This window comes from Streptomyces gelaticus, from assembly GCF_014649535.1.
GTDB classification, from domain to species: domain Bacteria; phylum Actinomycetota; class Actinomycetes; order Streptomycetales; family Streptomycetaceae; genus Streptomyces; species Streptomyces gelaticus.
Genome location: NZ_BMTF01000002.1, coordinates 314410 through 335998 on the forward strand (window position 1 = coordinate 314410; position 21589 = coordinate 335998).

At 69.9% G+C, this 21589-nt stretch carries 20 protein-coding genes; 12 read left to right on the top strand and 8 right to left on the bottom strand.

The annotated features are described in order from the left end of the window. Positions 1-126 precede the first annotated feature (126 nt). From gap to IE107_RS04180, 8 genes are all read left to right on the top strand, one after another. Positions 127-1137, top strand: a complete 1011-nt coding sequence (gene gap, locus IE107_RS04145; RefSeq protein ID WP_189541129.1) for a type I glyceraldehyde-3-phosphate dehydrogenase — start codon at positions 127-129, stop codon at positions 1135-1137. A 108-nt stretch (positions 1138-1245) separates the two neighbouring features. Beyond that, positions 1246-2457, top strand: a complete 1212-nt coding sequence (locus tag IE107_RS04150) for a phosphoglycerate kinase (protein ID WP_189541131.1) — start codon at positions 1246-1248, stop codon at positions 2455-2457. A gap of 6 nt (positions 2458-2463) precedes the next feature. Beyond that, a complete protein-coding gene (tpiA, locus tag IE107_RS04155) occupies positions 2464-3240 on the top strand; it encodes a triose-phosphate isomerase (RefSeq protein WP_189541133.1) in 777 nt (258 codons plus the stop codon). A gap of 113 nt (positions 3241-3353) precedes the next feature. Continuing rightward, positions 3354-3590, top strand: coding sequence for a preprotein translocase subunit SecG (secG, locus tag IE107_RS04160; protein ID WP_093539669.1), 237 nt, complete (start codon positions 3354-3356; stop codon positions 3588-3590). Between the two features lie 109 nt (positions 3591-3699). Continuing rightward, a complete protein-coding gene (locus tag IE107_RS04165) occupies positions 3700-4035 on the top strand; it encodes an RNA polymerase-binding protein RbpA (RefSeq protein ID WP_189541135.1) in 336 nt (111 codons plus the stop codon). A gap of 152 nt (positions 4036-4187) precedes the next feature. After that, positions 4188-5840, top strand: coding sequence for a glucose-6-phosphate isomerase (pgi, locus tag IE107_RS04170; protein ID WP_189541136.1), 1653 nt, complete (start codon positions 4188-4190; stop codon positions 5838-5840). Positions 5841-5844: 4 nt separating this feature from the next. Next, positions 5845-6348 carry a PH domain-containing protein gene (locus IE107_RS04175; protein WP_189541138.1) on the top strand — a complete coding sequence of 168 codons (504 nt, stop codon included), beginning with the start codon at positions 5845-5847 and terminating at the stop codon, positions 6346-6348. Continuing rightward, complete coding sequence (locus IE107_RS04180; RefSeq protein ID WP_189541141.1) at positions 6345-7925, top strand: PH domain-containing protein; 1581 nt, start codon at positions 6345-6347, stop codon at positions 7923-7925. Before IE107_RS04175 ends, IE107_RS04180 begins: the two co-directional genes overlap by 4 nt. Positions 7926-8033: 108 nt before the next feature. Here the strand turns inward: IE107_RS04180 and pgl are convergent, their stop codons facing one another. The 5 genes from pgl to tkt are packed head-to-tail and all read right to left on the bottom strand — an operon-like array spanning position 8034 to position 14601. Further along, entirely contained in the window at positions 8034-8816 is a 783-nt protein-coding gene (gene pgl / locus IE107_RS04185; RefSeq protein WP_189541142.1) for a 6-phosphogluconolactonase, read from the bottom strand. Further along, positions 8813-9826, bottom strand: a complete 1014-nt coding sequence (gene opcA, locus IE107_RS04190; RefSeq protein ID WP_189541144.1) for a glucose-6-phosphate dehydrogenase assembly protein OpcA — start codon at positions 9824-9826, stop codon at positions 8813-8815. The genes pgl and opcA overlap by 4 nt, the downstream gene beginning before the upstream one ends. After that, entirely contained in the window at positions 9823-11355 is a 1533-nt protein-coding gene (zwf, locus tag IE107_RS04195) for a glucose-6-phosphate dehydrogenase (protein ID WP_189541146.1), read from the bottom strand. The genes opcA and zwf overlap by 4 nt, the downstream gene beginning before the upstream one ends. Before the next feature lie 5 nt (positions 11356-11360). Beyond that, entirely contained in the window at positions 11361-12479 is a 1119-nt protein-coding gene (gene tal, locus IE107_RS04200) for a transaldolase (protein ID WP_189541148.1), read from the bottom strand. Between the two features lie 34 nt (positions 12480-12513). Further along, positions 12514-14601 (bottom strand): transketolase, encoded by a 2088-nt coding sequence (tkt, locus tag IE107_RS04205; RefSeq protein WP_189541150.1) that lies wholly within the window; start codon positions 14599-14601, stop codon positions 12514-12516. Between the two features lie 393 nt (positions 14602-14994). On the opposite strand from tkt, the gene IE107_RS04210 reads away from it, so the two are divergent. Further along, complete coding sequence (locus IE107_RS04210; protein WP_189541152.1) at positions 14995-15948, top strand: heme o synthase; 954 nt, start codon at positions 14995-14997, stop codon at positions 15946-15948. Between the two features lie 109 nt (positions 15949-16057). Next, positions 16058-16414 carry a hypothetical protein gene (locus IE107_RS04215; RefSeq protein WP_189541155.1) on the top strand — a complete coding sequence of 119 codons (357 nt, stop codon included), beginning with the start codon at positions 16058-16060 and terminating at the stop codon, positions 16412-16414. 86 nt (positions 16415-16500) lie between these two features. Here the strand turns inward: IE107_RS04215 and IE107_RS04220 are convergent, their stop codons facing one another. The 3 genes from IE107_RS04220 to IE107_RS04230 form a co-directional block, all read right to left on the bottom strand. Beyond that, complete coding sequence (locus IE107_RS04220; RefSeq protein WP_189541157.1) at positions 16501-17514, bottom strand: COX15/CtaA family protein; 1014 nt, start codon at positions 17512-17514, stop codon at positions 16501-16503. Between the two features lie 75 nt (positions 17515-17589). Then, positions 17590-18357: an ABC transporter permease gene (locus IE107_RS04225; RefSeq protein WP_189541159.1), complete on the bottom strand. Its 768-nt coding sequence runs from the start codon at positions 18355-18357 to the stop codon at positions 17590-17592. Then, positions 18354-19280 (bottom strand): ABC transporter ATP-binding protein, encoded by a 927-nt coding sequence (locus tag IE107_RS04230; RefSeq protein ID WP_189541161.1) that lies wholly within the window; start codon positions 19278-19280, stop codon positions 18354-18356. The genes IE107_RS04225 and IE107_RS04230 overlap by 4 nt, the downstream gene beginning before the upstream one ends. Before the next feature lie 101 nt (positions 19281-19381). On the opposite strand from IE107_RS04230, the gene IE107_RS04235 reads away from it, so the two are divergent. Then, entirely contained in the window at positions 19382-20167 is a 786-nt protein-coding gene (locus IE107_RS04235; protein ID WP_229866679.1) for a helix-turn-helix transcriptional regulator, read from the top strand. Continuing rightward, complete coding sequence (gene sufB, locus IE107_RS04240) at positions 20164-21585, top strand: Fe-S cluster assembly protein SufB (protein WP_189541165.1); 1422 nt, start codon at positions 20164-20166, stop codon at positions 21583-21585. Before IE107_RS04235 ends, sufB begins: the two co-directional genes overlap by 4 nt. Positions 21586-21589 lie beyond the last annotated feature (4 nt).

Sequence of the window (21589 nt, forward strand, 5' to 3'; positions counted from 1 at the left end):
GCGTTCCCAAGGCCCCGCTCAATGTCACTCCGGGGGCCTCGGAGAGGTAGGGTCGGAGGCGGTCGGGGACATCTCATACAACTCGCCGGGGTGAAAACTCCGCGTACCAAACGAGGAGATCGGTTCGTGACGATCCGCGTAGGCATCAACGGCTTCGGTCGCATCGGTCGTAACTACTTCCGCGCGCTGCTGGAGCAGGGTGCGGACATCGAGATCGTGGCTGTCAACGACCTGGGTGACACCGCGACCACGGCCCACCTGCTGAAGTACGACACCATCCTGGGTCGTCTGAAGGCAGAGGTCAGCCACACCGCCGACACCATCACCGTCGATGGTCACACGATCAAGGTTCTCTCCGAGCGCAACCCGGCCGACATCCCCTGGGGTGAACTGGGCGTCGACATCGTCGTCGAGTCGACCGGCATCTTCACGAAGAAGGCCGACGCCGAGAAGCACATCGCGGGCGGCGCCAAGAAGGTCCTCATCTCGGCTCCGGCCAAGGGCGAGGACATCACCATCGTGATGGGCGTCAACCAGGACAAGTATGACGCGGCCAACCACCACGTCATCTCCAACGCGTCCTGCACGACCAACTGTGTCGCACCGATGGCCAAGGTTCTGGACGAGAACTTCGGCATCGTCAAGGGCCTCATGACGACGGTCCACGCGTACACCAACGACCAGCGCATCCTGGACTTCCCGCACTCGGACCTGCGTCGCGCCCGCGCCGCCGCCGAGAACATCATCCCGACCACCACCGGTGCCGCCAAGGCCACCGCCCTCGTGCTGCCGCAGTTGAAGGGCAAGCTGGACGGCATCGCCATGCGCGTCCCGGTCCCGACCGGCTCGGCCACCGACCTTGTCGTCGAGCTCCAGCGCGAGGTCACCAAGGACGAGGTCAACGCCGCGTTCAAGAAGGCCGCGGACGACGGCGACCTCAAGGGCATCCTGTACTACACCGAGGACCCGATCGTGTCCTCGGACATCGTCAGCGACCCGGCGTCCTGCACCTTCGACTCCTCGCTGACCATGGTTCAGGAGGGCAAGTCGGTGAAGATCCTCGGCTGGTACGACAATGAGTGGGGTTACTCCAACCGCCTCGTCGACCTGACCGTCTTCGTCGGCAGCCAGCTCTGACCGTCGAACGGCCAGGCAGCCAGATGTGAGCACGGGGCTCGAACAGCGCAACGCCGCGCCGTTCGGGCCCCGTCGCATGCTCTCCCGCCCTCCAAGGAGTCCAGCAAGATGAAGACGATCGACGAACTGATCGCCGAAGGGGTCACCGGCAAGCGCGTATTCGTCCGCGCCGACCTCAACGTGCCGCTGAGCGGCACCACCATCACCGACGACGGCCGTATCCGCGCCGTCCAGCCGACCGTGGAGAAGCTCGTCGCGGCCGGCGCGCGGGTCGTCGTCGCCTCGCACCTGGGCCGCCCCAAGGGCGCCCCGGACCCGGCCTTCTCTCTGGCGCCCGCCGCCGCCCGCCTCGGCGAACTCATCGGCGCCGACGTGGCCTTCGCGACCGACACGGTCGGCGAGTCGGCCCGCGCCACGGTCGCCGCCCTCGGGGACGGCGAGGTCGCCGTCCTCGAGAATCTCCGCTTCAACCCCGGCGAGACGTCCAAGGACGACGCCGAGCGCGGTGAGTTCGCCGACCGGCTCGCCGAGCTCGCCGACCTGTACGTGGGCGACGGCTTCGGAGCGGTGCACCGCAAGCACGCCTCGGTCTTCGACCTCCCGGCCCGGCTGCCGCACGCCGCCGGCGACCTGATCGCCACCGAGGTCGGCGTCCTGAAGAAGCTCACCGAGAACGTCGAGCGCCCCTACGCCGTGGTGCTCGGCGGCTCCAAGGTCTCCGACAAGCTCGGCGTCATCGACCACCTCCTGGAGCGTGCCGACCGCATCCTGATCGGCGGTGGCATGGCGTACACCTTCCTCAAGGCCCAGGGCCACGAGGTCGGCAGCTCGCTCCTCCAGGAGGACCAGATCCCGGCGGTGCTGGAGTACCTCAAGCGGGCCGAGAACAGGGGCGTGGAGTTCGTGCTCCCCGTCGACGTCGTGGTCTCCGCGCAGTTCCCGGACCTCAAGGCCAAGGCTCCGACCGAGCACCGCACCGTGCCCGCGGACGCCATGCCGGCCGGGTTCATGGGCCTGGACAACGGCCCCGAGACCAACGCGCTGTACGCATCGAAGCTCGCCGACGCCGCCACCGTCTTCTGGAACGGCCCGATGGGCGTCTTCGAGCACCCCGACTACGCCGAGGGAACCCGGGCCGTCGCCCAGGCCCTCGTCGATTCCTCGGGCTTCAGTGTCGTCGGCGGTGGCGACTCCGCCGCGGCCGTCCGCACCCTGGGCTTCGACGAAAACGCATTCGGACACATCTCGACCGGTGGCGGTGCCAGCCTCGAATACCTCGAGGGCAAGACGCTTCCCGGCCTCGCCGCACTGGAGGACTGACCTTTCATGACCACGCGTACCCCGCTGATGGCGGGCAACTGGAAGATGAACCTCAACCACCTCGAGGCCATCGCACACACCCAGAAGCTCGGCTTCGCACTGACCGACAAGGACTACGACGTCGTCGAGGTCGCCGTGCTGCCGCCCTTCACCGACCTGCGCTCCGTGCAGACCCTGGTCGAGGGCGACAAGCTGAAGATCAAGTACGGCGCCCAGGACATCTCGGCGCACGACTCCGGCGCGTACACCGGTGAGATCTCCGGCCCGATGCTCGCCAAGCTGCGGTGCACCTATGTCGCCGTCGGCCACAGCGAGCGCCGGCAGTACCACGGCGAGACCGACGAGATCTGCAACGCCAAGGTGAAGGCCGCGTACAAGCACGGCCTGACCCCGATCCTCTGCGTCGGCGAGGGTCTGGACGTCCGCAAGGCCGGTGACCAGGTCTCCTACACCCTCGCGCAGCTCGACGGCGGTCTGAAGGACGTCCCCGCCGAGCAGGCCGAGTCCATCGTGATCGCCTACGAGCCGGTCTGGGCCATCGGCACCGGTGAGGTCGCCACGCCCCAGGACGCCCAGGAGGTCTGCGGTGCGATCCGCGGCCGGCTGGCCGAGCTGTACTCGCAGGAGCTGGCGGACGCCGTCCGTATCCAGTACGGCGGCTCGGTGAAGTCCGGCAATGTCGCCGCGATCATGGCGCAGCCCGACGTGGACGGGGCGCTGGTCGGGGGTGCCGCACTGGACGCCGACGAGTTCGTCAAGATCGTCCGCTTCCGCGACCAGTGAGTATGCGGTAGCGCGGATCCGTCGTACCCTTGCGGGGGCCGCGGAGGGTAGCCTCCCGGCCCCCGTTGTCAGCACATGCAGTCCAGAGGAATTCCGGAAAGTAGGGACCAGCCGTGATTTTGGCGTTCGAGATCGCCCTGATCGTCTTCAGCCTGCTGCTGATGCTGCTGGTGCTGATGCACAAGGGAAAGGGCGGCGGCCTCTCCGACATGTTCGGTGGCGGCATGCAGTCGTCGGTCGGTGGTTCCTCGGTCGCGGAGCGGAACCTCGACCGGATCACCGTGGTCGTCGGTCTGGCGTGGTTCGCGTGCATTGTTGTGCTTGGTCTGCTGATCAAGCTGGACAACTGACCCGTCGTACGCGATTCCCGGTGACGGTGTAACTCCTTTCACTGGACGCGCGTTGGGCCTTACGTAGACTGGGGCATCTTCGAGCACCATCACGCAGGGAGTTACGACCGTGGCAAGTGGCAACGCGATCCGGGGAAGCCGGGTCGGAGCGGGGCCGATGGGGGAGGCCGAGCGCGGTGAGGCCGCGCCGCGCCTCCGCATCTCCTTCTGGTGCTCGAACGGGCACGAGACGCAGCCGAGCTTCGCCAGTGACGCGCAGGTACCGGAGACCTGGGACTGCCCGCGCTGCGGCTTCCCGGCCGGCCAGGACCGGGACAGCCCGCCGGACCCGCCGCGCACCGAGCCGTACAAGACGCACCTCGCGTACGTGCGCGAGCGGCGCAGTGACGCGGACGGCGAGGCCATCCTCGCCGAGGCCCTGGCGAAACTCCGGGGCGAAATCTAGAAGTTCACCGGCCGGGCACCCGCAAGGTGCCCGGCCGGGCCGCTTGTGCCGTGTCCGCAGGCCTCCATTGTCTCGCCGGTCCCTCTGATCAATTAGGTTGGAGGTGCAGCGGGGCATCTGCAGGCACGAGAAGAATTGGGCTGATACCCGGGATGAATACACGAAGCCGAACCAGGCTCAACCAGACGCCCGAGTGGACCGCTCTGGGCAAGCACCGCGAGCAGCTCGGAACAACACATCTGCGCCGGCTCTTCGCGGACGATCCGCGGCGCGGCACCGGATACACCCTCACGGTCGGCGATCTGTACGTCGACTACTCCAAGCACCTGGTCACCGACGAGACGCTGCGGCTGCTGCGCGAGCTCGCCGCGGCCACCAAGGTGGCCGAGCTGCGGGACGCGATGTTCCGTGGCGAGAAGATCAACACCACCGAGGTCCGCGCCGTCCTGCACACCGCGCTGCGAGCCCCGCGCGACGCGGTGATCGAGGTCGACGGCGAGAACGTGGTGCCGGGTGTGCACGCCGTGCTCGACCGGATGGCGGCGTTCTCCGACCGCATCAGGTCGGGGGAGTGGACCGGTCACACCGGCAGGCGCATCAAGAACGTCGTCAACATCGGCATCGGCGGCTCCGACCTCGGCCCCGCCATGGCGTACGAGGTGCTGCGCTCCTTCACGGACCGCGAGCTGACCGTCCGCTTCGTGTCGAACGTCGACGGCGCCGACCTCCACGAGGCGGTGCGCGATCTCGACCCGGCCGAGACGCTCTTCGTCGTCGCGTCGAAGACCTTCACCACGATCGAGACCGTCACCAACGCCACCTCCGCACGCAACTGGCTGCTGACCGGGCTGAACGCCGGTCAGGACGCGGTCGCCAAGCACTTCGTGGCGCTGTCCACGAACGCCGGGAAGGTCGCGGAGTTCGGCATCGACACCGCCAACATGTTCGAGTTCTGGGACTGGGTCGGCGGCCGTTACTCCTACGACTCCGCCATCGGCCTCTCGCTGATGATCGCCATCGGCCCGGAGCGGTTCCGCGAGATGCTCGACGGCTTCCACCTGGTCGACGAGCACTTCCGCACCGCCCCCGCCGAGTCCAACGTCCCCCTGCTGCTGGGTCTGTTGGGCGTCTGGTACGGGGCATTCTTCGACGCCCAGTCGCATGCCGTGCTTCCGTACAGCCACTATCTGTCCAAGTTCACCGCGTACTTGCAGCAGCTGGACATGGAGTCCAACGGCAAGTCCGTGGACCGGGACGGCAATCCGGTCGACTGGCAGACCGGACCGGTCGTCTGGGGCACCCCCGGCACCAACGGGCAGCATGCCTACTACCAGCTGATCCACCAGGGCACCAAGGTCATCCCGGCCGACTTCATCGGCTTCGCCGAGCCGGTCGCCGACCTGCTGCCCGGCCTGGTCGCCCAGCACGATCTGCTGATGGCCAACTTCTTCGCCCAGACCCAGGCGCTGGCCTTCGGCAAGACGCCGGAGGAGGTCCGTGCCGAGGGCGTCGCCGAGGAACTGGTGCCGCACAAGACCTTCCGGGGCAACCACCCGACGACGACGATCCTCGCCGACCGGCTGACCCCGTCCGTGCTCGGTCAGCTGATCGCGCTGTACGAGCACAAGGTCTTCGTCCAGGGTGCCGTCTGGAACATCGACTCCTTCGACCAGTGGGGCGTCGAGCTCGGCAAGGTCCTCGCCAAGAAGATCGAGCCGGTGCTCACCGAGGGCAAGGGGGGCGAGCAGCTGGACAGCTCGACCGCCGCGCTCGTCGAGGCGTACCGCGCCCGCCGGGGGCGCTGAGCCGATGACCGCGGGGGAGGGGACGGTACGGCTGCGGCCGCCGAACAACACGCTGGACCCGAGAGCCGTGGGGTGGTGGCGGGCCCAGTGGCTGCTGCTGACCGCCGCCCCCGTGGTCGTCCTGGCCGTGCTGGGCGCCCTCATCGCGCCCGCCCGGTTCTGGCTGCTGCTGCCCGCAGGGGTGCTCGCGGTCCTCGGCGTCGGCTGCGCCGTCCTCCTTCCCGCATGGTGGTTCCGTACCCACCGCTGGGAGGTCACCGACGAAGCGGTGTACGTCAGGACCGGGGTCTTCCGGCAGGAGTGGCGGATCGCCCCGATGTCCCGGATCCAGACCGTGGACACGGTACGCGGACCGCTCGAACAGCTCTACCGGCTCGCCACGGTCACCGTCACCACCGCCTCGGCCAAGGGCGCGGTGCGGATCGAGGGCCTCGACCACGAGACGGCGGCCGGGTTGGCCGAACGGCTCACCCGGATCACCCAGGACACCCCCGGAGATGCCACATGAGCTCCGGGGCGGCCCTCTCCCCCTCCCCGGACACCGGGGGCGACCGGCGTCCGGACCGTGGTCCCGGCCCGGCCACCACCGCCGACTGGCGGCGGCTGGACCGGCGCACGGTCCTTCTCAGCGCACTTGTCACGGCCTCGGTGGTGGCCGGCGCGGCCGTGCCGACCACGCTCGGACTGTCCGGGCGGCTCGGCTTCGGCCCCGCGATCGCCTGGGTCGTCGCCGGCTCGGTCCTGCTGATCGGCTGCGCGGCGGCCGGTGACCAGGTGCGGTGGCGCCGCACCCGCTACCGGGTCGGCGCCGACCGGGTCGAGCTCCACACCGGGCTGTTCCTGGTCAAGAAGCGCTCACTGGCCCGCGAACGCATCCGCAGCGTCGACGTCACCGCCCATCCTCTGCAACGGATACTCGGCCTGGTCACCGTCCGCATCGGCACCGGCGAGCACTCCGGCAACGACTCCACCCTGGAACTCGACCCGGTCACCCGGCCCGAGAGCGAACGGCTCCGCCGCGAACTGCTGGAACGCGCGGCCGGTGGCACCCCGGGCACCCATCGGGAGGGCGAGCTCGCCGCCCTCGACCCGCGCTGGATCCGCTACGCACCGGTCTCCTTCGTCGCCCCGGCGCTCGGCGGTGCGGCGGCCGGCGCGGTGATGCAGGTCAGCGACTGGTTCGGGGCGCAGGGGCAGGTGATCGAATGGGTCGGCGACCGGTTCCGGGACACCTCGCTGCCCACCATGATCGTGATCCTCGCCCTAGCCGCGGTGCTCGCCGGTGTCGTCGGCGCGCTCGGCCTGTGGGTCGAGATGTGGTGGAACTACCGGCTGGAGCGCGAGCCCGGCGGCACCCTGCGCATCCGGCGCGGACTGCTGACCTCCCGGTCCGTCTCCATCGAGGAACGCCGGCTGCGCGGGGTCGACCTCGTCGAACCCCTCGGCATCCGGACCTTCGGCGCGGCCCGGGTCGACGCGATCACCACCGGGCTCGCCAAGGACGACGAGGAGCGGCACGGCGATCACAACACCCTGCTGCCCGCCGCGCCCAGGCCGGTCGCCGACGCGGTGGCCGCCGAAGTCCTGCGCGAGCCCACGTCCCCGACCGGCGCCTCGCTGACCGGGCATCCCCTCGCGGCCCGCGGTCGCAGGCTGCGCCGGGCGCTCTGGGCCGCCGGGGTCCCGGTGCTGGTGCTGGCTCTCCTGGGCGTGCTGCTGACACCCGTACTGCTCTGGACCGCGCTCGCCTGCGCCGTCGTGGGACCGGCGGCCGGGGTGTTCCTGGCCCGGGACGCGTACCGCGGGCTGGGGCACGCCATCAGCGGCGACTACCTGGTGGTGAGGTCCGGCAGCATCCGGCGTTCGACCGCAGCGCTGGAGCGGGCCGGAGTCATCGGCTGGACGGTCCGGCAGACGTACTTCCAGCGGCGGGCCGGGGTGCTGAGCGTCACCGCGACAACGGCCGCCGGAGCAGGCGCGTACACGGCGTACGACACGGATGCGAGCGAGGGCCTCGACTTCGCCTCCGAGGCCGTGCCCGGCCTGCTGGAGCCCTTCCTGGAGCGCGTCCCACCCACCGGCTGACCCCGGTTGCGGTCCGCACCACGGGCCGAGTCCCGCACACTCCCACGCAACGGGCCCGGCCGCTCCGAGGAGCGAACCGGGCCCGTGGGCAACCTTACTGACGAACCGTCAGGGAGAGGCCGGTGGATACAGCGCGCGCGGCAGCCGGGAGGCCGCCGCCGCGTCCATCAGCCACAGGGTGCGGCTGCGTCCGTACGCACCGGCCGCCGGGGCCTGGATCTCCCCGGCGCCCGAGAGCGCGATCTCCGCGGCCTCCGCCTTGTCCTCGCCCGCGGCGAGCAGCCACACCTCGCGCGCCGCCCGGATCGCGGGCAGCGTGAGCGAGACACGGGTGGGCGGCGGCTTGGGGGCGCCGTGCACACCGACAACGGTGCGCTCGGTCTCCCGCACCGCGGGCAGCTCCGGGAAGAGCGACGCGACATGGGTGTCCGGGCCGACGCCCAGCATCAGCACGTCGAACGTCGGCACCGGGCCGTGGTCCTCGGGACCGGCCGCGGCGGCCAGCTGCTCGGCGTACCAGGCCGCCGCCGCGTCGGCGTCGTTGCCGAACGGGCCGTCCGAGGCGGGCATCGCGTGCACCCGGGACGGGTCCAGCGCCACCGAGTCCAGCAGCGCCTCGCGGGCCTGCGTGACATTGCGCTCCGGGTCGCCCTCCGGCAGGAACCGCTCGTCGCCCCACCACAGATCGAGCCGCGACCAGTCGATCGCGTCCCTGGCGGGCGCACCGGCGAGCGCGGCCAGCAGGCCGTTGCCGTTGCGCCCGCCGGTGAGCACCACCGAGGCGTAGCCGCGTGCGGCCTGGGCGTCCACGATCCTCGTGATCAGCCGGGCCGCGGCGGCCTGCGCCATCAGCTCCTTGTCGTGGTGCACGACGAGTTGAGGGGCACTCACTTCGACGCCGCCTTCTTGGCCGCGGTCTTCTTCGCGGCGGCCGGGGCGGTGGCCGTCGCGGGCTCGGCCGGCGTCGGCTGCGCCGGTCCGCCGAGCCGCGCCACGCCGAACTTCACCGTTGCCTCGTAGGTGTTGTCCGGGTCCAGACGGCGCATCTCCTCGGCGAGCAGCTCGGCGGTGTCCCGCCGCTTGAGCGCCACGGCGCGGTCCGGCTGGCCCTGCATCGAGAGCGTGGCCAGCGAACCGTCGGGACGGTCCAGGACGATGACGCCGTTCTTCGTCTCCATCCGCACGGCCGTCAGGCCGGGACCGGCGGAGACGGTGCGCTCCACCGGCACCTTGAGCCGGTCCGCGAGCCACATGGCGAGCAGCTCGCAGCTCGGGTTCTCCGACTCGCCCTCGACCGTCGCCGAGACGAGCTCGGCATGCTGCTGGTCGAGCGCGGCGGCCAGCATCGAGCGCCACGGCGTGATGCGGGCCCAGGCCAGATCGGTGTCGCCCGGGGTGTACGAGTCGGCGCGCGCCGCCAGCTCCGCGGCCGGGTCCTCCGCCGAGTACGCGTCCGTGATCCGGCGCTGGGCGAGCGCGCCCAGTGGGTCCTTCGCCGGGTCGGCGGGGGCGTCCTCGGGCCACCAGACCACGACCGGGGCGTCCGGCAGCAGCAGCGGCAGGACCACCGACTGGGCGTGGTTGACCAGCTCGCCGTGGAGACGCAGCACGACCGTCTCGCCGGTGCCCGCGTCGGAACCGACCCGCACCTCGGCGTCGAGCCGGGCGTCCCGGCGGCTGCGCGGCGAGCGGCTGACCCGCTTGATCACCGCGATGATCCGCGAGGGATGCTCGCGCGAGGCGTCGCCGGCCGACTTGAGCGCGTCGTAGGCGTTCTCCTCGTCGGTGACGATGACCAGGGTGAGCACCATGCCGATGGCCGGGGTGCCGATGGCACGGCGAGCCGCGACCAGCGCCTGGTTGATCTTGCTGGAAGTGGTTTCCGTGAGATCGATCTTCATGGCCGGCGCCAGCTCCGTCCGTCTCGTGCGAGCATCTCGTCGGCCTCGGCCGGACCCCAGGTGCCCGCCTGGTACTGGGCGGGCCTGCCGTGCTTGTCCCAGTACTCCTCGATCGGGTCGAGGATGTTCCAGGAGAGCTCGACCTCCTGGTGCCGGGGGAAGAGGTTGGCGTCGCCGAGCAGCACATCGAGGATGAGCCGCTCGTAGGCCTCCGGGCTGGACTCCGTGAAGGACTCGCCGTACGCGAAGTCCATCGTGACGTCCCGGACCTCCATCGAGGTGCCGGGCACCTTGGAGCCGAACCGCACCGTCACGCCCTCGTCCGGCTGGACCCGGATGACCAGGGCGTTGCCGCCCAGCTCCTCGGTGGCGCCGGACTCGAAGGGCAGGTACGGGGCCCGCTTGAAGACGACCGCGATCTCCGTGACCCGGCGGCCGAGCCGCTTTCCGGTACGGAGGTAGAACGGCACGCCCGCCCAGCGGCGGTTGTTGATCGTCAGCTTGATCGCGGCGTAGGTGTCGGTCTTCGACTTGGGGTCGATGCCGTCCTCTTCGAGGTAGCCGGGGACCTCCTCGCCGCCCTGCCACGCGTGCACGTACTGGGCGCGCACCGTGTGCTTGCCCAGGTCCTCCGGCAGCTCCACCGCCGTGAGCACCTTGAGCTTCTCGGCGACCAGGGCCTTGGGGTGGAAGGAGCCGGGCTCCTCCATCGCGGTCAGCGCCAGCAGCTGGAGCAGGTGGTTCTGGATGACGTCACGGGCGGCGCCGATGCCGTCGTAGTAGCCGGCCCGGCCGCCGATGCCGATGTCCTCGGCCATCGTGATCTGGACGTGGTCGACGTACGACCTGTTCCAGATCGGCTCGAACATCGTGTTGGCGAACCGCAGCGCCAGGATGTTCTGGACGGTCTCCTTGCCCAGGTAGTGGTCGATCCGGAAGACCTCGTTGGGCGGGAACACGTCGTGCACGATCTGGTTGAGCTCCTGAGCGCTCTTCAGGTCGTGGCCGAAGGGCTTCTCGATGACGGCACGCCGCCAGGAGCCCTCCTTCTGGTCGGCGAGTCCGTGCTTCTTGAGCTGCTGGACGACCTTGGGGAAGAACTTCGGCGGCACGGACAGGTAGAACGCGAAGTTGCCGCCCGTGCCCTGCGCCTTGTCCAGCTCCTGGATCGTGGTCTTCAGCTGCTCGAAGGCGTCGTCGTCGTCGAAGTTGCCCTGGACGAAGCGCATCCCCTGGATGAGCTGCTGCCAGACCTCTTCGCGGAACGGCGTGCGCGCGTGCTGCTTGACGGCGTCGTGGACCTCCTGTGCGAAGTCCTCGTCCTGCCACTCACGGCGCGCGAAACCGATGAGGGAGAAGCCCGGCGGCAACAGGCCGCGATTGGCCAGGTCGTAGACGGCGGGCATCAGCTTCTTACGGGACAAATCGCCCGTGACCCCGAAGATCACCAGACCCGACGGTCCCGCGATGCGCGGGAGCCGTCGGTCCTGGGGGTCACGAAGCGGGTTGGCTCCGGGAACACCAGACAAGGTGGTCAGCCCTCCGAAGGGGCGAGGCGCTTGAGCTCCGCCTCGGTCGAGTTGAGCAGGTCGATCCAGGCCGCCTCGAACTTCTCGACGCCCTCGTCCTCCAGGAGCTGGACGACGTCGTCGTAGGAGATCCCGAGCTTCGCCACGGCGTCGAGCTCGGCGCGGGACTGCTCGTAGGTGCCCGAGATGGTGTTGCCCGTGATCTGCCCGTGGTCGGCGGTGGCGTCCAGGGTGGCCTCGGGCATGGTGTTCACCGTGCCGGGGGCGACCAGGTCGTCCACGTACAGGGTGTCCTTGTACGCGGGGTCCTTGACGCCGGTGGAGGCCCACAGCGGACGCTGCTTGTTGGCCTGCGCCTTGTCCAGGGCCGCCCAGCGCTCCGAGCCGAAGACCTCTTCGTACGCTTGGTAGGCGAGCCGGGCGTTGGCGAGGGCCGCCTTGCCCTTGAGGGCCTTGGCCTCGTCGGTGCCGACGGTGTCGAGGCGCTTGTCGATCTCGGTGTCCACGCGGGACACGAAGAACGAGGCCACCGAGTGGATCCTGGACAGGTCCAGGCCGGCGGCCTTCGCCTTCTCCAGGCCCGCCAGGTAGGCGTCCATGACCTCGCGGTAGCGCTCCAGCGAGAAGATCAGCGTGACGTTGACGCTGATGCCCTTGCCGATGACCTCGGTGATCGCCGGGAGACCGGCCTTCGTCGCCGGGATCTTGATGAGCGTGTTGGGCCGGTCCACCAGCCAGGCCAGCTGCTTGGCCTCGGCGACGGTGGCATCGGTGCGGTGGGCCAGACGCGGATCGACCTCGATGGAGACCCGGCCGTCCTGGCCGCCCGTCGCGTCGAAGACCGGGCGCAGGATGTCCGCCGCGTCCCGTACGTCGGCCGTCGTGATCATCCGGATGGCCTCGTCGACGGTGACCTTGCGGGTCGCGAGGTCGGTGAGCTGCTGCTCGTAGCCGTCCCCGTGCGAGATCGCCTTCTGGAAGATCGACGGGTTGGTGGTGACGCCCACGACGTGCTGCTGGTCGATCAGCTCCGCGAGGTTGCCCGAGGTGATCCGCTTGCGCGACAGGTCATCGAGCCAGATCGCCACGCCCTCGTCGGAGAGGCGCTTGAGTGCGTCTGTCATGAGAATTGCATCTCCTACTAGTCGTATAACGGCGTCAGCGCGTGGCTGCGGCGAGAGATTCCCGCGCGGCGGCGGCGACGTGCTCGCCGGTGAAGCCGAACTCGCGGAAGAGGACCTTGGCGTCGGCCGAGGCGCCGAAGTGCTCCAGCGAGACGATCCGGCCCGCGTCACCGACGTAGCGGTACCACGTCAGACCGATGCCGGCCTCCACGGCCACGCGCGCCTTCACGGACGGCGGCAGGACGCTGTCCTTGTACGCCTGGTCCTGCTCCTCGAACCACTCGACCGACGGCATCGAGACCACCCGGGTCGGGATGCCGGCCGCCTGCAGCTCCTCGCGCGCCTCGACCGCGAGGTGGACCTCGGAGCCGGTGCCGATGAGGAGGACCTGGGCCTCGCCGCCTTCGGCCTCGAAGAGCACGTAGCCGCCCTTGGCCGCGTCCTCGTTCGCCTCGTACGTCGGAACGCCCTGGCGGGTCAGCGCCAGACCGTGCGGGGCGCCCTTGCCGAACACCTTGGTGTAGCGGCGCAGGATCTCGCGCCAGGCGATGGAGGTCTCGTTGGCGTCGGCCGGGCGGACGATGTTCAGGCCCGGGATGGCGCGCAGTGAGGCCAGGTGCTCCACCGGCTGGTGGGTCGGACCGTCCTCGCCGAGACCGATCGAGTCGTGCGTCCACACGTACGTCACCGGCAGGTGCATCAGCGCGGACAGCCGCACGGCGTTGCGCATGTAGTCGGAGAACACCAGGAAGGTGCCGCCGTAGATACGGGTGTTGCCGTGCAGCGCGATGCCGTTCATGGCCGCGGCCATGGCGTGCTCGCGGATGCCGAAGTGGATCGTGCGGCCGTACGGGTCCGCGCCCGGCAGCGGGTTGCCCACCGGGAGGAACGACGAGGTCTTGTCGATCGTGGTGTTGTTCGAGCCCGCGAGGTCGGCGGAGCCGCCCCACAGCTCGGGGATGATCTCGCCGAGCGCCTGGAGCACCTTGCCGGAGGCGGCACGGGTGGCGACACCCTTGCCGGGCTCGAAGACCGGAAGCCGGTCCTCCCAGCCCGCGGGCAGCTCGCAGGCGGAGATCCGGTCGAACTCGGCGGCGCGCTCCGGGTTGGCGGTGCGCCACGCGGCGAAGGACTTCTCCCACTCGCCCCGGGCCTCGCGGCCGCGGTCCAGTGCCTCGCGGGTGTGGGCGATGACCTCGTCGGCCACCTCGAAGGTCTTCTCCGGGTCGAAGCCGAGGACCTTCTTCGTGGCGGCGACCTCTTCGGCACCGAGCGCCGAGCCGTGCGAGGCCTCGGTGTTCTGGGCGTGCGGCGCGGGCCAGGCGATGATCGAGCGGGCCGCGATGAACGAGGGGCGCCCGGTCTCGGCCTTGGCGGCCTGGAGCGCGCGGTACAGACCCGCCGGGTCCAGGTCCCCGTTGGGCAGCTGCTCGACGCGCTGGACGTGCCAGCCGTACGCCTCGTACCGCTTCAGGGTGTCCTCGGAGACCGCGGTCTCGGTGTCGCCCTCGATGGAGATGTGGTTGTCGTCCCACAGCAGGACCAGGTTGCCGAGCTTCTGGTGGCCGGCCAGCGAGGACGCCTCCGCGGCGATGCCCTCCTGGAGGCAGCCGTCACCGGCGACGACCCAGACCATGTGGTCGAAGGGGGAGGTGCCGGGGGCGGCCTCCGGGTCGAACAGGCCGCGCTCGTAGCGGGCGGCCATCGCCATGCCCACCGCATTGGCGACACCCTGGCCCAGCGGGCCGGTGGTCGTCTCGACGCCGGTGGTGTGGCCGTACTCGGGGTGGCCGGGGGTCTTCGAACCCCAGGTGCGGAAGGCCTTGAGGTCATCGAGCTCCAGGCCGTACCCGGCCAGGTAGAGCTGGATGTAGAGGGTCAGGCTGGTGTGACCGGCCGACAGCACGAACCGGTCGCGCCCGGTCCAGTCCGCGTCGGCGGGGTCGTGGCGCATCACCTTCTGGAAGAGGGTGTATGCGGCGGGAGCCAGGCTCATGGCCGTTCCAGGGTGGCCGTTTCCGACCTTCTGTACGGCGTCCGCCGCAAGGACACGGACAGTGTCCACGGCCCGCTGGTCCAATTCGGTCCACTGGAGGTCTGTGGTGGTCGGCTTGGTGCTCACCCTGAGTCAGGGCTCCTCTCCACTGTTAAACCGGTGACTGAGACCGCACCGGGCGTTGTCGAGCCTACCCCCGTCGGAACAAGCATTTTCCGCTGCTTTCCAGGGTGCAGGCGGCCTGCGGAGTTCGCCTCCCGTATGAGCGCGACGGCTCACTTGTGCGCCACTCGGATGAGCGCTTCTCCTTGCACATGGGCCCCCCGGTGCGCGTGTCCCCGGCACTTCCGTCCCGCTCCGCCGGGCGGCACCCCTGCTCATGTGCCCTGCTTCCGTGCCTCTCCAACACGACCCACCCCCGCGGAGATGGGCCTGTCCCCAACGTCTACAGTGGTCTGGTTCGCGCAAGTCTTTACCGGGCCTTCACGCCCGGAGCTTGCTGGGATTTCTCTGTCAGGGGTGTGCGTGACGGCCGTCGAGTCCCGACCCGCAGGGGTCGCCTTGACTCCCAGCCCAGGGGGCCATCGCCCGTTCGGGGCCCGTGTCAAGGCTTTCGTGGCGCTGACCAAGCCGCGGATCATCGAGCTGTTGCTGATCACCACTGTTCCGGTGATGTTCCTCGCCGCGCGGGGTGTGCCCGACCTGTGGCTCGTGGTCACCACCACCATCGGCGGATATCTCTCCGCCGGCGGCGCCAACGCGCTGAACATGTACATCGACCGCGACATCGACGCCCTGATGGACCGTACGTCGCAGCGTCCGCTGGTCACCGGGATGGTGAGCCCGCGCGAGTGCCTGGCCTTCGGTATCGCCCTCGCGGTGATCTCGACGGTCTGGTTCGGCCTGCTGGTGAACTGGCTCTCGGCGGCGCTGTCGCTCGGCGCGCTGCTGTTCTACGTCGTCGTCTACACGATGCTGCTCAAGCGCCGTACCGCGCAGAACATCGTCTGGGGCGGCATCGCGGGCTGCATGCCGGTCCTCATCGGCTGGTCGGCCGTGACGAACTCGATGTCCTGGGCCGCGGTGATCCTCTTCGCCGTCATCTTCTTCTGGACGCCGCCGCACTACTGGCCGCTCTCCATGAAGGTGAAGGAGGACTACGCCAGGGTCGGCGTCCCGATGCTTCCGGTCATCGCGTCCAACCGGGTGGTGGCCCGCCAGATCGTCGTCTACAGCTGGGTGATGGTGGCCGTGTCGCTGCTGCTGACCCCGCTGGGCTACACCGGCTGGTTCTACACGGCGGTGGCGCTGGCGACCGGCGGGTTCTGGCTCTGGGAGGCGCACGGGCTGCAGAACCGGGCCAAGGCGGGTGTGACCGGTGCGAAGCTCAAGGAGATGCGGCTGTTCCACTGGTCCATCACCTACGTCTCGCTGCTCTTCGTCGCTGTGGCGGTCGACCCCTTCCTGAGGTAGTCCGCCTCTCTGCCCCAGCCGGGGATACCTGCCGACGGGCGGGGCACGTGGCCCAGACCACGTGCCCCGCCCGTCGCACGTCGGGCTACCCGTCGGTAGCATCCTGAGTATGGCTGAGACGGCAGAGACCCAGGTGGAGAGCGGCAAGCAGGCGGCCCGCGCGGAGCGCAGGGCGGCGAGGCTCGCCAAGGAGATCGGCGCCTTCTCCAAGGCGCACGGCGGCGCGGAGGGACAGCTCGCCTACATCGGGCAGCGGGGCGCCCGCATCGTGCTCGTGGGCGAGGACGGCGGCTGGGGCGATCTGGTCGCCCCCTCGTACGAGATCGCCGAGAGCGCCACCCGCAAGGCCGGCATCACCATGCACGAGTCCTTCGACGGGGAGTTCGCCGCGAAGGTCCGCACCGGCCCGTACGAGTGGTCGCGGATGGCCGGCATCCAGATCGGCGGCCCCTCCGACCGGGCCTGACCGCGCCTTTCCCCGTATGTGCCGATCGCCGGACGCTTCCGAGAAGGAACCGTCCGGCGATCGGCTTGCGGAGGGGGGAGGCGCGGTCAGCCCGCCGTGGCGGGCTGAGGCTGTTCGGCCGCGGGGCCGGGCACCGCGGCAACGGCCACGGGGCGCTCACGGAGCGACAGAAGCACCCGCACGAGCGCGATCCACACCAGGCACGAGCCCAGCATGTGCAGGCCGACCAGGATCTCCGGCGTGTCGGTGAAGTACTGCACGTACCCGATCACGCCCTGCCCCATCAGCACCAGGAAGAGGTCGCGGACGCGGTGCAGCGGGCCGATCGGCGCGTCGACGGCCTTCAGCACGAACCAGAGCGCGACGGTCAGGGCCACCACGACCCAGGCCAGATCGGCGTGCAACTGCGAGATCATCTTCCAGTCGATCGGAATGCGGTGCACATCGCTGGAGTCGCCCGCGTGCCGTCCGGCGCCCGTGACCACCGTGCCGACCGCGACCAGCAGCCCCGCGGCGACCGCGAGCAGCCAGGTCAGCTGGGAGACCGCCTTGCCGACCAGCGGCCGGGGCGCCTCGTCGCCCTCGCGGACCCGCTGCCAGGTCACCATCGCGACAGTCAGCAGCGCCGTGGAGAGCAGGAAGTGCGCAGCGACGGTGTACGGGTTGAGGCCGACCAGCACCACGATGCCGCCGAGCACGGCGTTGCCCATGACCACCCAGAACTGCAGCCAGCCGAGCTTCGTCAGGCTGTGCCGCCAGGGCTTGGCGGACCGGGCGGCGATGATCGCCCAGCCGACGGCCGCGCACAGGACGTACGTCAGCATCCGGTTGCCGAACTCGATGGCGCCGTGGAAGCCCATCTCGCTCGTCGCCGTGAGGCTCTCGTCGGTGCACTTGGGCCAGGTCGGGCAGCCGAGGCCGGAGCCGGTGAGCCGCACAGCGCCACCGGTCACGACGATGACCACGGCCATGACGACGGCCGACATGGCCGCACGGCGGACCGTACGGGGGGAGGGGGTCCATCGCTCGGCGATGTACAGGAGCGGGTTCCGCGCGGCTTGAGCGACTTCGGCTCGGGTCAGCTTGGGCACGCGCACCATCGTAGGCGGCGGCTTGTGCAAGCTTTCACGAGGGGGACGAGTTGCCCGAATCGTCGACGCAGCGCGTTCGCCGCCTCACTCCCAGCGGAAGAACTTCGCCGCCGCGCCCAGCCCCAGTACCGCCCACACCGCCAGGATGCCGAGATCGCCCCACGGCATCGACGCGCCGTGCTGGAGCACCTCGCGCAGACCGTCGGACAGGGCCGCGATCGGCAGCAGCCCGAGAACCGACTGCGCCGCGTCCGGGAACTTGTCCAGCGGCACGACGACCCCGCCGCCGACCAGCAGCAGCAGGAAGACCAGGTTGGCCGCGGCGAGCGTCGCCTCCGCCTTGAGCGTCCCGGCCATCAGCAGCCCGAGTCCGGAGAAGGCCGCCGTGCCGAGCAGGAGCAACAGCATGACGGCGAAGGGGTTGCCGTGCGGCGACCAGCCCAGCGCGAACGCGATCACCGTGAGCAGCACCACCTGCAACACCTCGGTGACCAGCACCGCGAGGGTCTTGGCGGTCATCAGCGCCCAGCGCGGCAGCGGCGAGGCACCGAGCCGCTTGAGCACCCCGTAGCGCCGCTCGAAGCCGGTGGCGATGGCCTGGCCCGTGAAGGCCGTGGACATCACGGCCAGCGCGAGGATGCCGGGCGTCAGGAAGTCGACGGACTCGCCCGCGCCGGTGTCCACGATGTCGACCGCGCTGAACAGCACCAGCAGCAGCGTCGGGATGATCACGGTCAGCAGCAGCTGCTCGCCGTTGCGCAGCAGCATCCGCGTCTCCAGGGCGGTCTGCGCGGTGATCATGCGGCCCAGCGGGGCGGCGCCCGGCCGGGGGGTGTACGTACCGGCGCTCATGCGCGCAGCTCCTTGCCGGTCAGTTCCAGGAAGACGTCCTCCAGCGTGTGCCGCTCGACGGAGATGCCCGACGGCATCACTCCGTGCTGGGCGCACCAGGAGGTGACGGTGGCCAGCAGCTCCGGGTTGACGTCTCCGGAGATGCGGTACGCGCCCGGAAGGATCTCGGCCGCCTCCGTGCCGTCGGGCAGCGCCTTGAGCAGCGAGCCGATGTCGAGACCGGGAGGGCCGGTGAAGCGCAGGGTGTTCTCGGCGCCGCCCCGGCAGAGCGTCTCGGGGCTGCCCTGGGCGATGACCTTGCCCGCGTCGATGACGGCGACGTCGTCGGCGAGCTCCTCGGCCTCGTCCATGAAGTGTGTGGTGAGGACGACCGACACCCCGTCGCTGCGCAGCTCGCGCACGAGGTCCCAGGTGGAGCGGCGGGCCTGCGGGTCGAGGCCGGCGGTCGGCTCGTCGAGGAAGACCAGCTCGGGGCGGCCGACGACGGCCATCGCCAGGGCGAGCCGCTGCTGCTGGCCGCCGGAGAGCCGCCGGTAGGCCGTACGGCCGCAGCTGCCGAGGCCGAGGCGCTCGATCAGGGCGTCGACGTCCAGCGGGTGGGCATGGAGCTTCGCCATGTGGCGGAGCATCTCGTCGGCGCGCGCCCCGGAGTAGACGCCGCCCGACTGGAGCATCACGCCGATCCGGGGACGGAGCTTCTCCGCGTCGGCGACCGGGTCGAGGCCGAGGACCCGTACCGTCCCGGCGTCGGGGCGGCGGTAGCCCTCGCAGGTCTCGACGGTGGTGGTCTTGCCGGCGCCGTTCGGGCCGAGGACGGCGGTGACGGTGCCGGTGCGCACACACAGGTCGAGGCCGTCCACAGCGGTCTTGGGGCCGTACCGCTTCACCAGGCCGCGGACCTGTACGGCCGACTCGCTCTTCATGGCCGGTAAGTCTAGGCAGGGGCGGAACGGGGCCCGTCTCCCGGGGCCGGATTAGGTGACCCTAAGTGATGAAGGGCACCGCAGATCGTTTCGGACCGTGGTTGTCAGGGCCGGATGAATTACGCAACAATGGCGTTGTGAAATACGGCGAGGCCAAGCGGGAATCACCGCAGGAGGAACTCGCGACCGGCGAGCGCTCGACGCGCAACCGGGTCGCGCGCTCCATCCTGGACCACGGCCCGTCCACCGTCGCCGAGCTGGCCAAGCGCCTCGGTCTCACCCAGGCCGCGGTCCGCCGCCATCTCGACGCCCTCGTCTCCGACAGCGTCGTCGAGGCCCGTGAGCAGCGGGTCTACGGGGCGCGGACCCGCGGCCGCCCGGCCAAGGTGTTCGCCCTCACCGACTGCGGCCGGGACGCCTTCGACCAGTCCTACGACAAGCTCGCGGCGGACGCCCTGGGGTGGATCGCCGAGACCGCGGGTGAGGAAGCGGTCACCGCTTTCGCCCACGCCAGGCTCGCGGCCCAGTCCGAGGCGTACCGCACGGCGGTCGAGGCCGCGGACCCCGGGGCCCGCACCGAGGCGTTGGCCAAGGTCTTGTCCGCCGACGGGTACGCTGCTACGGCGCGTAGCGCGCCCGGTCCGCAGCAGGGCGAGCAGCTGTGCCAGCACCACTGCCCGGTCGCCCATGTCGCCGAGCAGTACCCGCAGCTGTGCGAGGCGGAGACGGAGTTCTTCTCCAGCCTCCTCGGGACGCATGTGCAGCGTCTGGCCACCATCGCCCACGGCGACGGTGTGTGCACGACGTACATTCCGCGCAGCGGCCACCCAGCACCACAGACCACCAATTCAGCATCTGCAAGCACGGCCGGGAGGAACCCCGCATGACGCTCCCCACGGAGACTGCCCACCCTGAGCTCGAGGGCCTGGGCACGTACGAATTCGGCTGGGCCGACTCCGACGCGGCAGGCGCCGCGGCCAAGCGCGGGCTCTCCGAGGAGGTCGTCCGCGACATCTCGGCGAAGAAGAGCGAGCCCGAGTGGATGCTGAAGCTGCGCCTCAAGGGCCTCAGGCTCTTCGACAAGAAGCCCATGCCGAACTGGGGCTCCGACCTGTCGGGCATCGACTTCGACAACATCAAGTACTTCGTGCGGTCCACGGAGCAGCAGGCGGAGTCCTGGGAGGACCTGCCCGAGGACATCAAGAACACCTACGACAAGCTCGGCATCCCGGAGGCGGAGAAGCAGCGCCTGGTCGCCGGTGTCGCCGCGCAGTACGAGTCCGAGGTCGTCTACCACCAGATCCGTGAGGACCTGGAGGAGCAGGGCGTCATCTTCCTCGACACCGACACCGCGCTGAAGGAGCACCCGGAGCTCTTCAAGGAGTACTTCGGCACCGTCATCCCGGTCGGCGACAACAAGTTCGCCTCGCTGAACTCGGCCGTGTGGTCCGGCGGCTCGTTCATCTACGTGCCCAAGGGTGTCCACGTCGACATCCCGCTGCAGGCCTACTTCCGCATCAACACGGAGAACATGGGCCAGTTCGAGCGGACGCTGATCATCGTCGACGAGGACGCCTACGTCCACTACGTCGAGGGCTGCACCGCCCCGATCTACTCCTCCGACTCGCTGCACTCCGCGGTCGTCGAGATCATCGTGAAGAAGGGCGGCCGCTGCCGCTACACGACCATCCAGAACTGGTCGAACAACGTCTACAACCTGGTCACCAAGCGCGCCGTGGCCTACGAGGGCGCGACCATGGAGTGGGTCGACGGCAACATCGGCTCCAAGGTCACCATGAAGTACCCCGCCGTCTACCTGATGGGTGAGCACGCCAAGGGCGAGACCCTTTCCATCGCCTTCGCGGGCGAGGGCCAGCACCAGGACGCCGGCGCCAAGATGGTCCACATGGCGCCGAACACCTCCTCCAACATCGTCTCCAAGTCGGTGGCGCGGGGCGGCGGCCGCACCTCCTACCGCGGTCTGATCGAGATCGGCGAGGGCGCGCCGGGCGCGAAGTCCAACGTGCTCTGTGACGCGCTGCTGGTCGACACCATCTCGCGCTCCGACACCTACCCCTACGTCGACGTCCGCGAGGACGACGTGTCGATGGGGCACGAGGCGACCGTCTCCAAGGTCTCCGAGGACCAGCTCTTCTACCTGATGAGCCGCGGTCTGACGGAGTTCGAGGCGATGGCGATGATCGTGCGCGGCTTCGTCGAGCCGATCGCCAAGGAGCTGCCGATGGAGTACGCCCTTGAGCTCAACCGGCTGATCGAGCTGCAGATGGAGGGTTCGGTCGGCTAGCGCG

What these genes read in the sequence shown, in the direction of transcription:
- IE107_RS04150 (WP_189541131.1), top strand. Translation starts at nt 1,246, where the DNA reads ATGAAGACGATCGACGAACTGATCGCCGAAGGGGTCACCGGCAAGCGC.
- tpiA (WP_189541133.1), top strand. Translation starts at nt 2,464, where the DNA reads ATGACCACGCGTACCCCGCTGATGGCGGGCAACTGGAAGATGAACCTC.
- pgi (WP_189541136.1), top strand. Translation starts at nt 4,188, where the DNA reads ATGAATACACGAAGCCGAACCAGGCTCAACCAGACGCCCGAGTGGACC.
- IE107_RS04175 (WP_189541138.1), top strand. Translation starts at nt 5,845, where the DNA reads ATGACCGCGGGGGAGGGGACGGTACGGCTGCGGCCGCCGAACAACACG.
- IE107_RS04180 (WP_189541141.1), top strand. Translation starts at nt 6,345, where the DNA reads ATGAGCTCCGGGGCGGCCCTCTCCCCCTCCCCGGACACCGGGGGCGAC.
- opcA (WP_189541144.1), bottom strand. Translation starts at nt 9,826, where the DNA reads ATGAAGATCGATCTCACGGAAACCACTTCCAGCAAGATCAACCAGGCG.
- tal (WP_189541148.1), bottom strand. Translation starts at nt 12,479, where the DNA reads ATGACAGACGCACTCAAGCGCCTCTCCGACGAGGGCGTGGCGATCTGG.
- IE107_RS04215 (WP_189541155.1), top strand. Translation starts at nt 16,058, where the DNA reads ATGGCTGAGACGGCAGAGACCCAGGTGGAGAGCGGCAAGCAGGCGGCC.
- IE107_RS04220 (WP_189541157.1), bottom strand. Translation starts at nt 17,514, where the DNA reads ATGGTGCGCGTGCCCAAGCTGACCCGAGCCGAAGTCGCTCAAGCCGCG.
- IE107_RS04225 (WP_189541159.1), bottom strand. Translation starts at nt 18,357, where the DNA reads ATGAGCGCCGGTACGTACACCCCCCGGCCGGGCGCCGCCCCGCTGGGC.
- IE107_RS04230 (WP_189541161.1), bottom strand. Translation starts at nt 19,280, where the DNA reads ATGAAGAGCGAGTCGGCCGTACAGGTCCGCGGCCTGGTGAAGCGGTAC.
- sufB (WP_189541165.1), top strand. Translation starts at nt 20,164, where the DNA reads ATGACGCTCCCCACGGAGACTGCCCACCCTGAGCTCGAGGGCCTGGGC.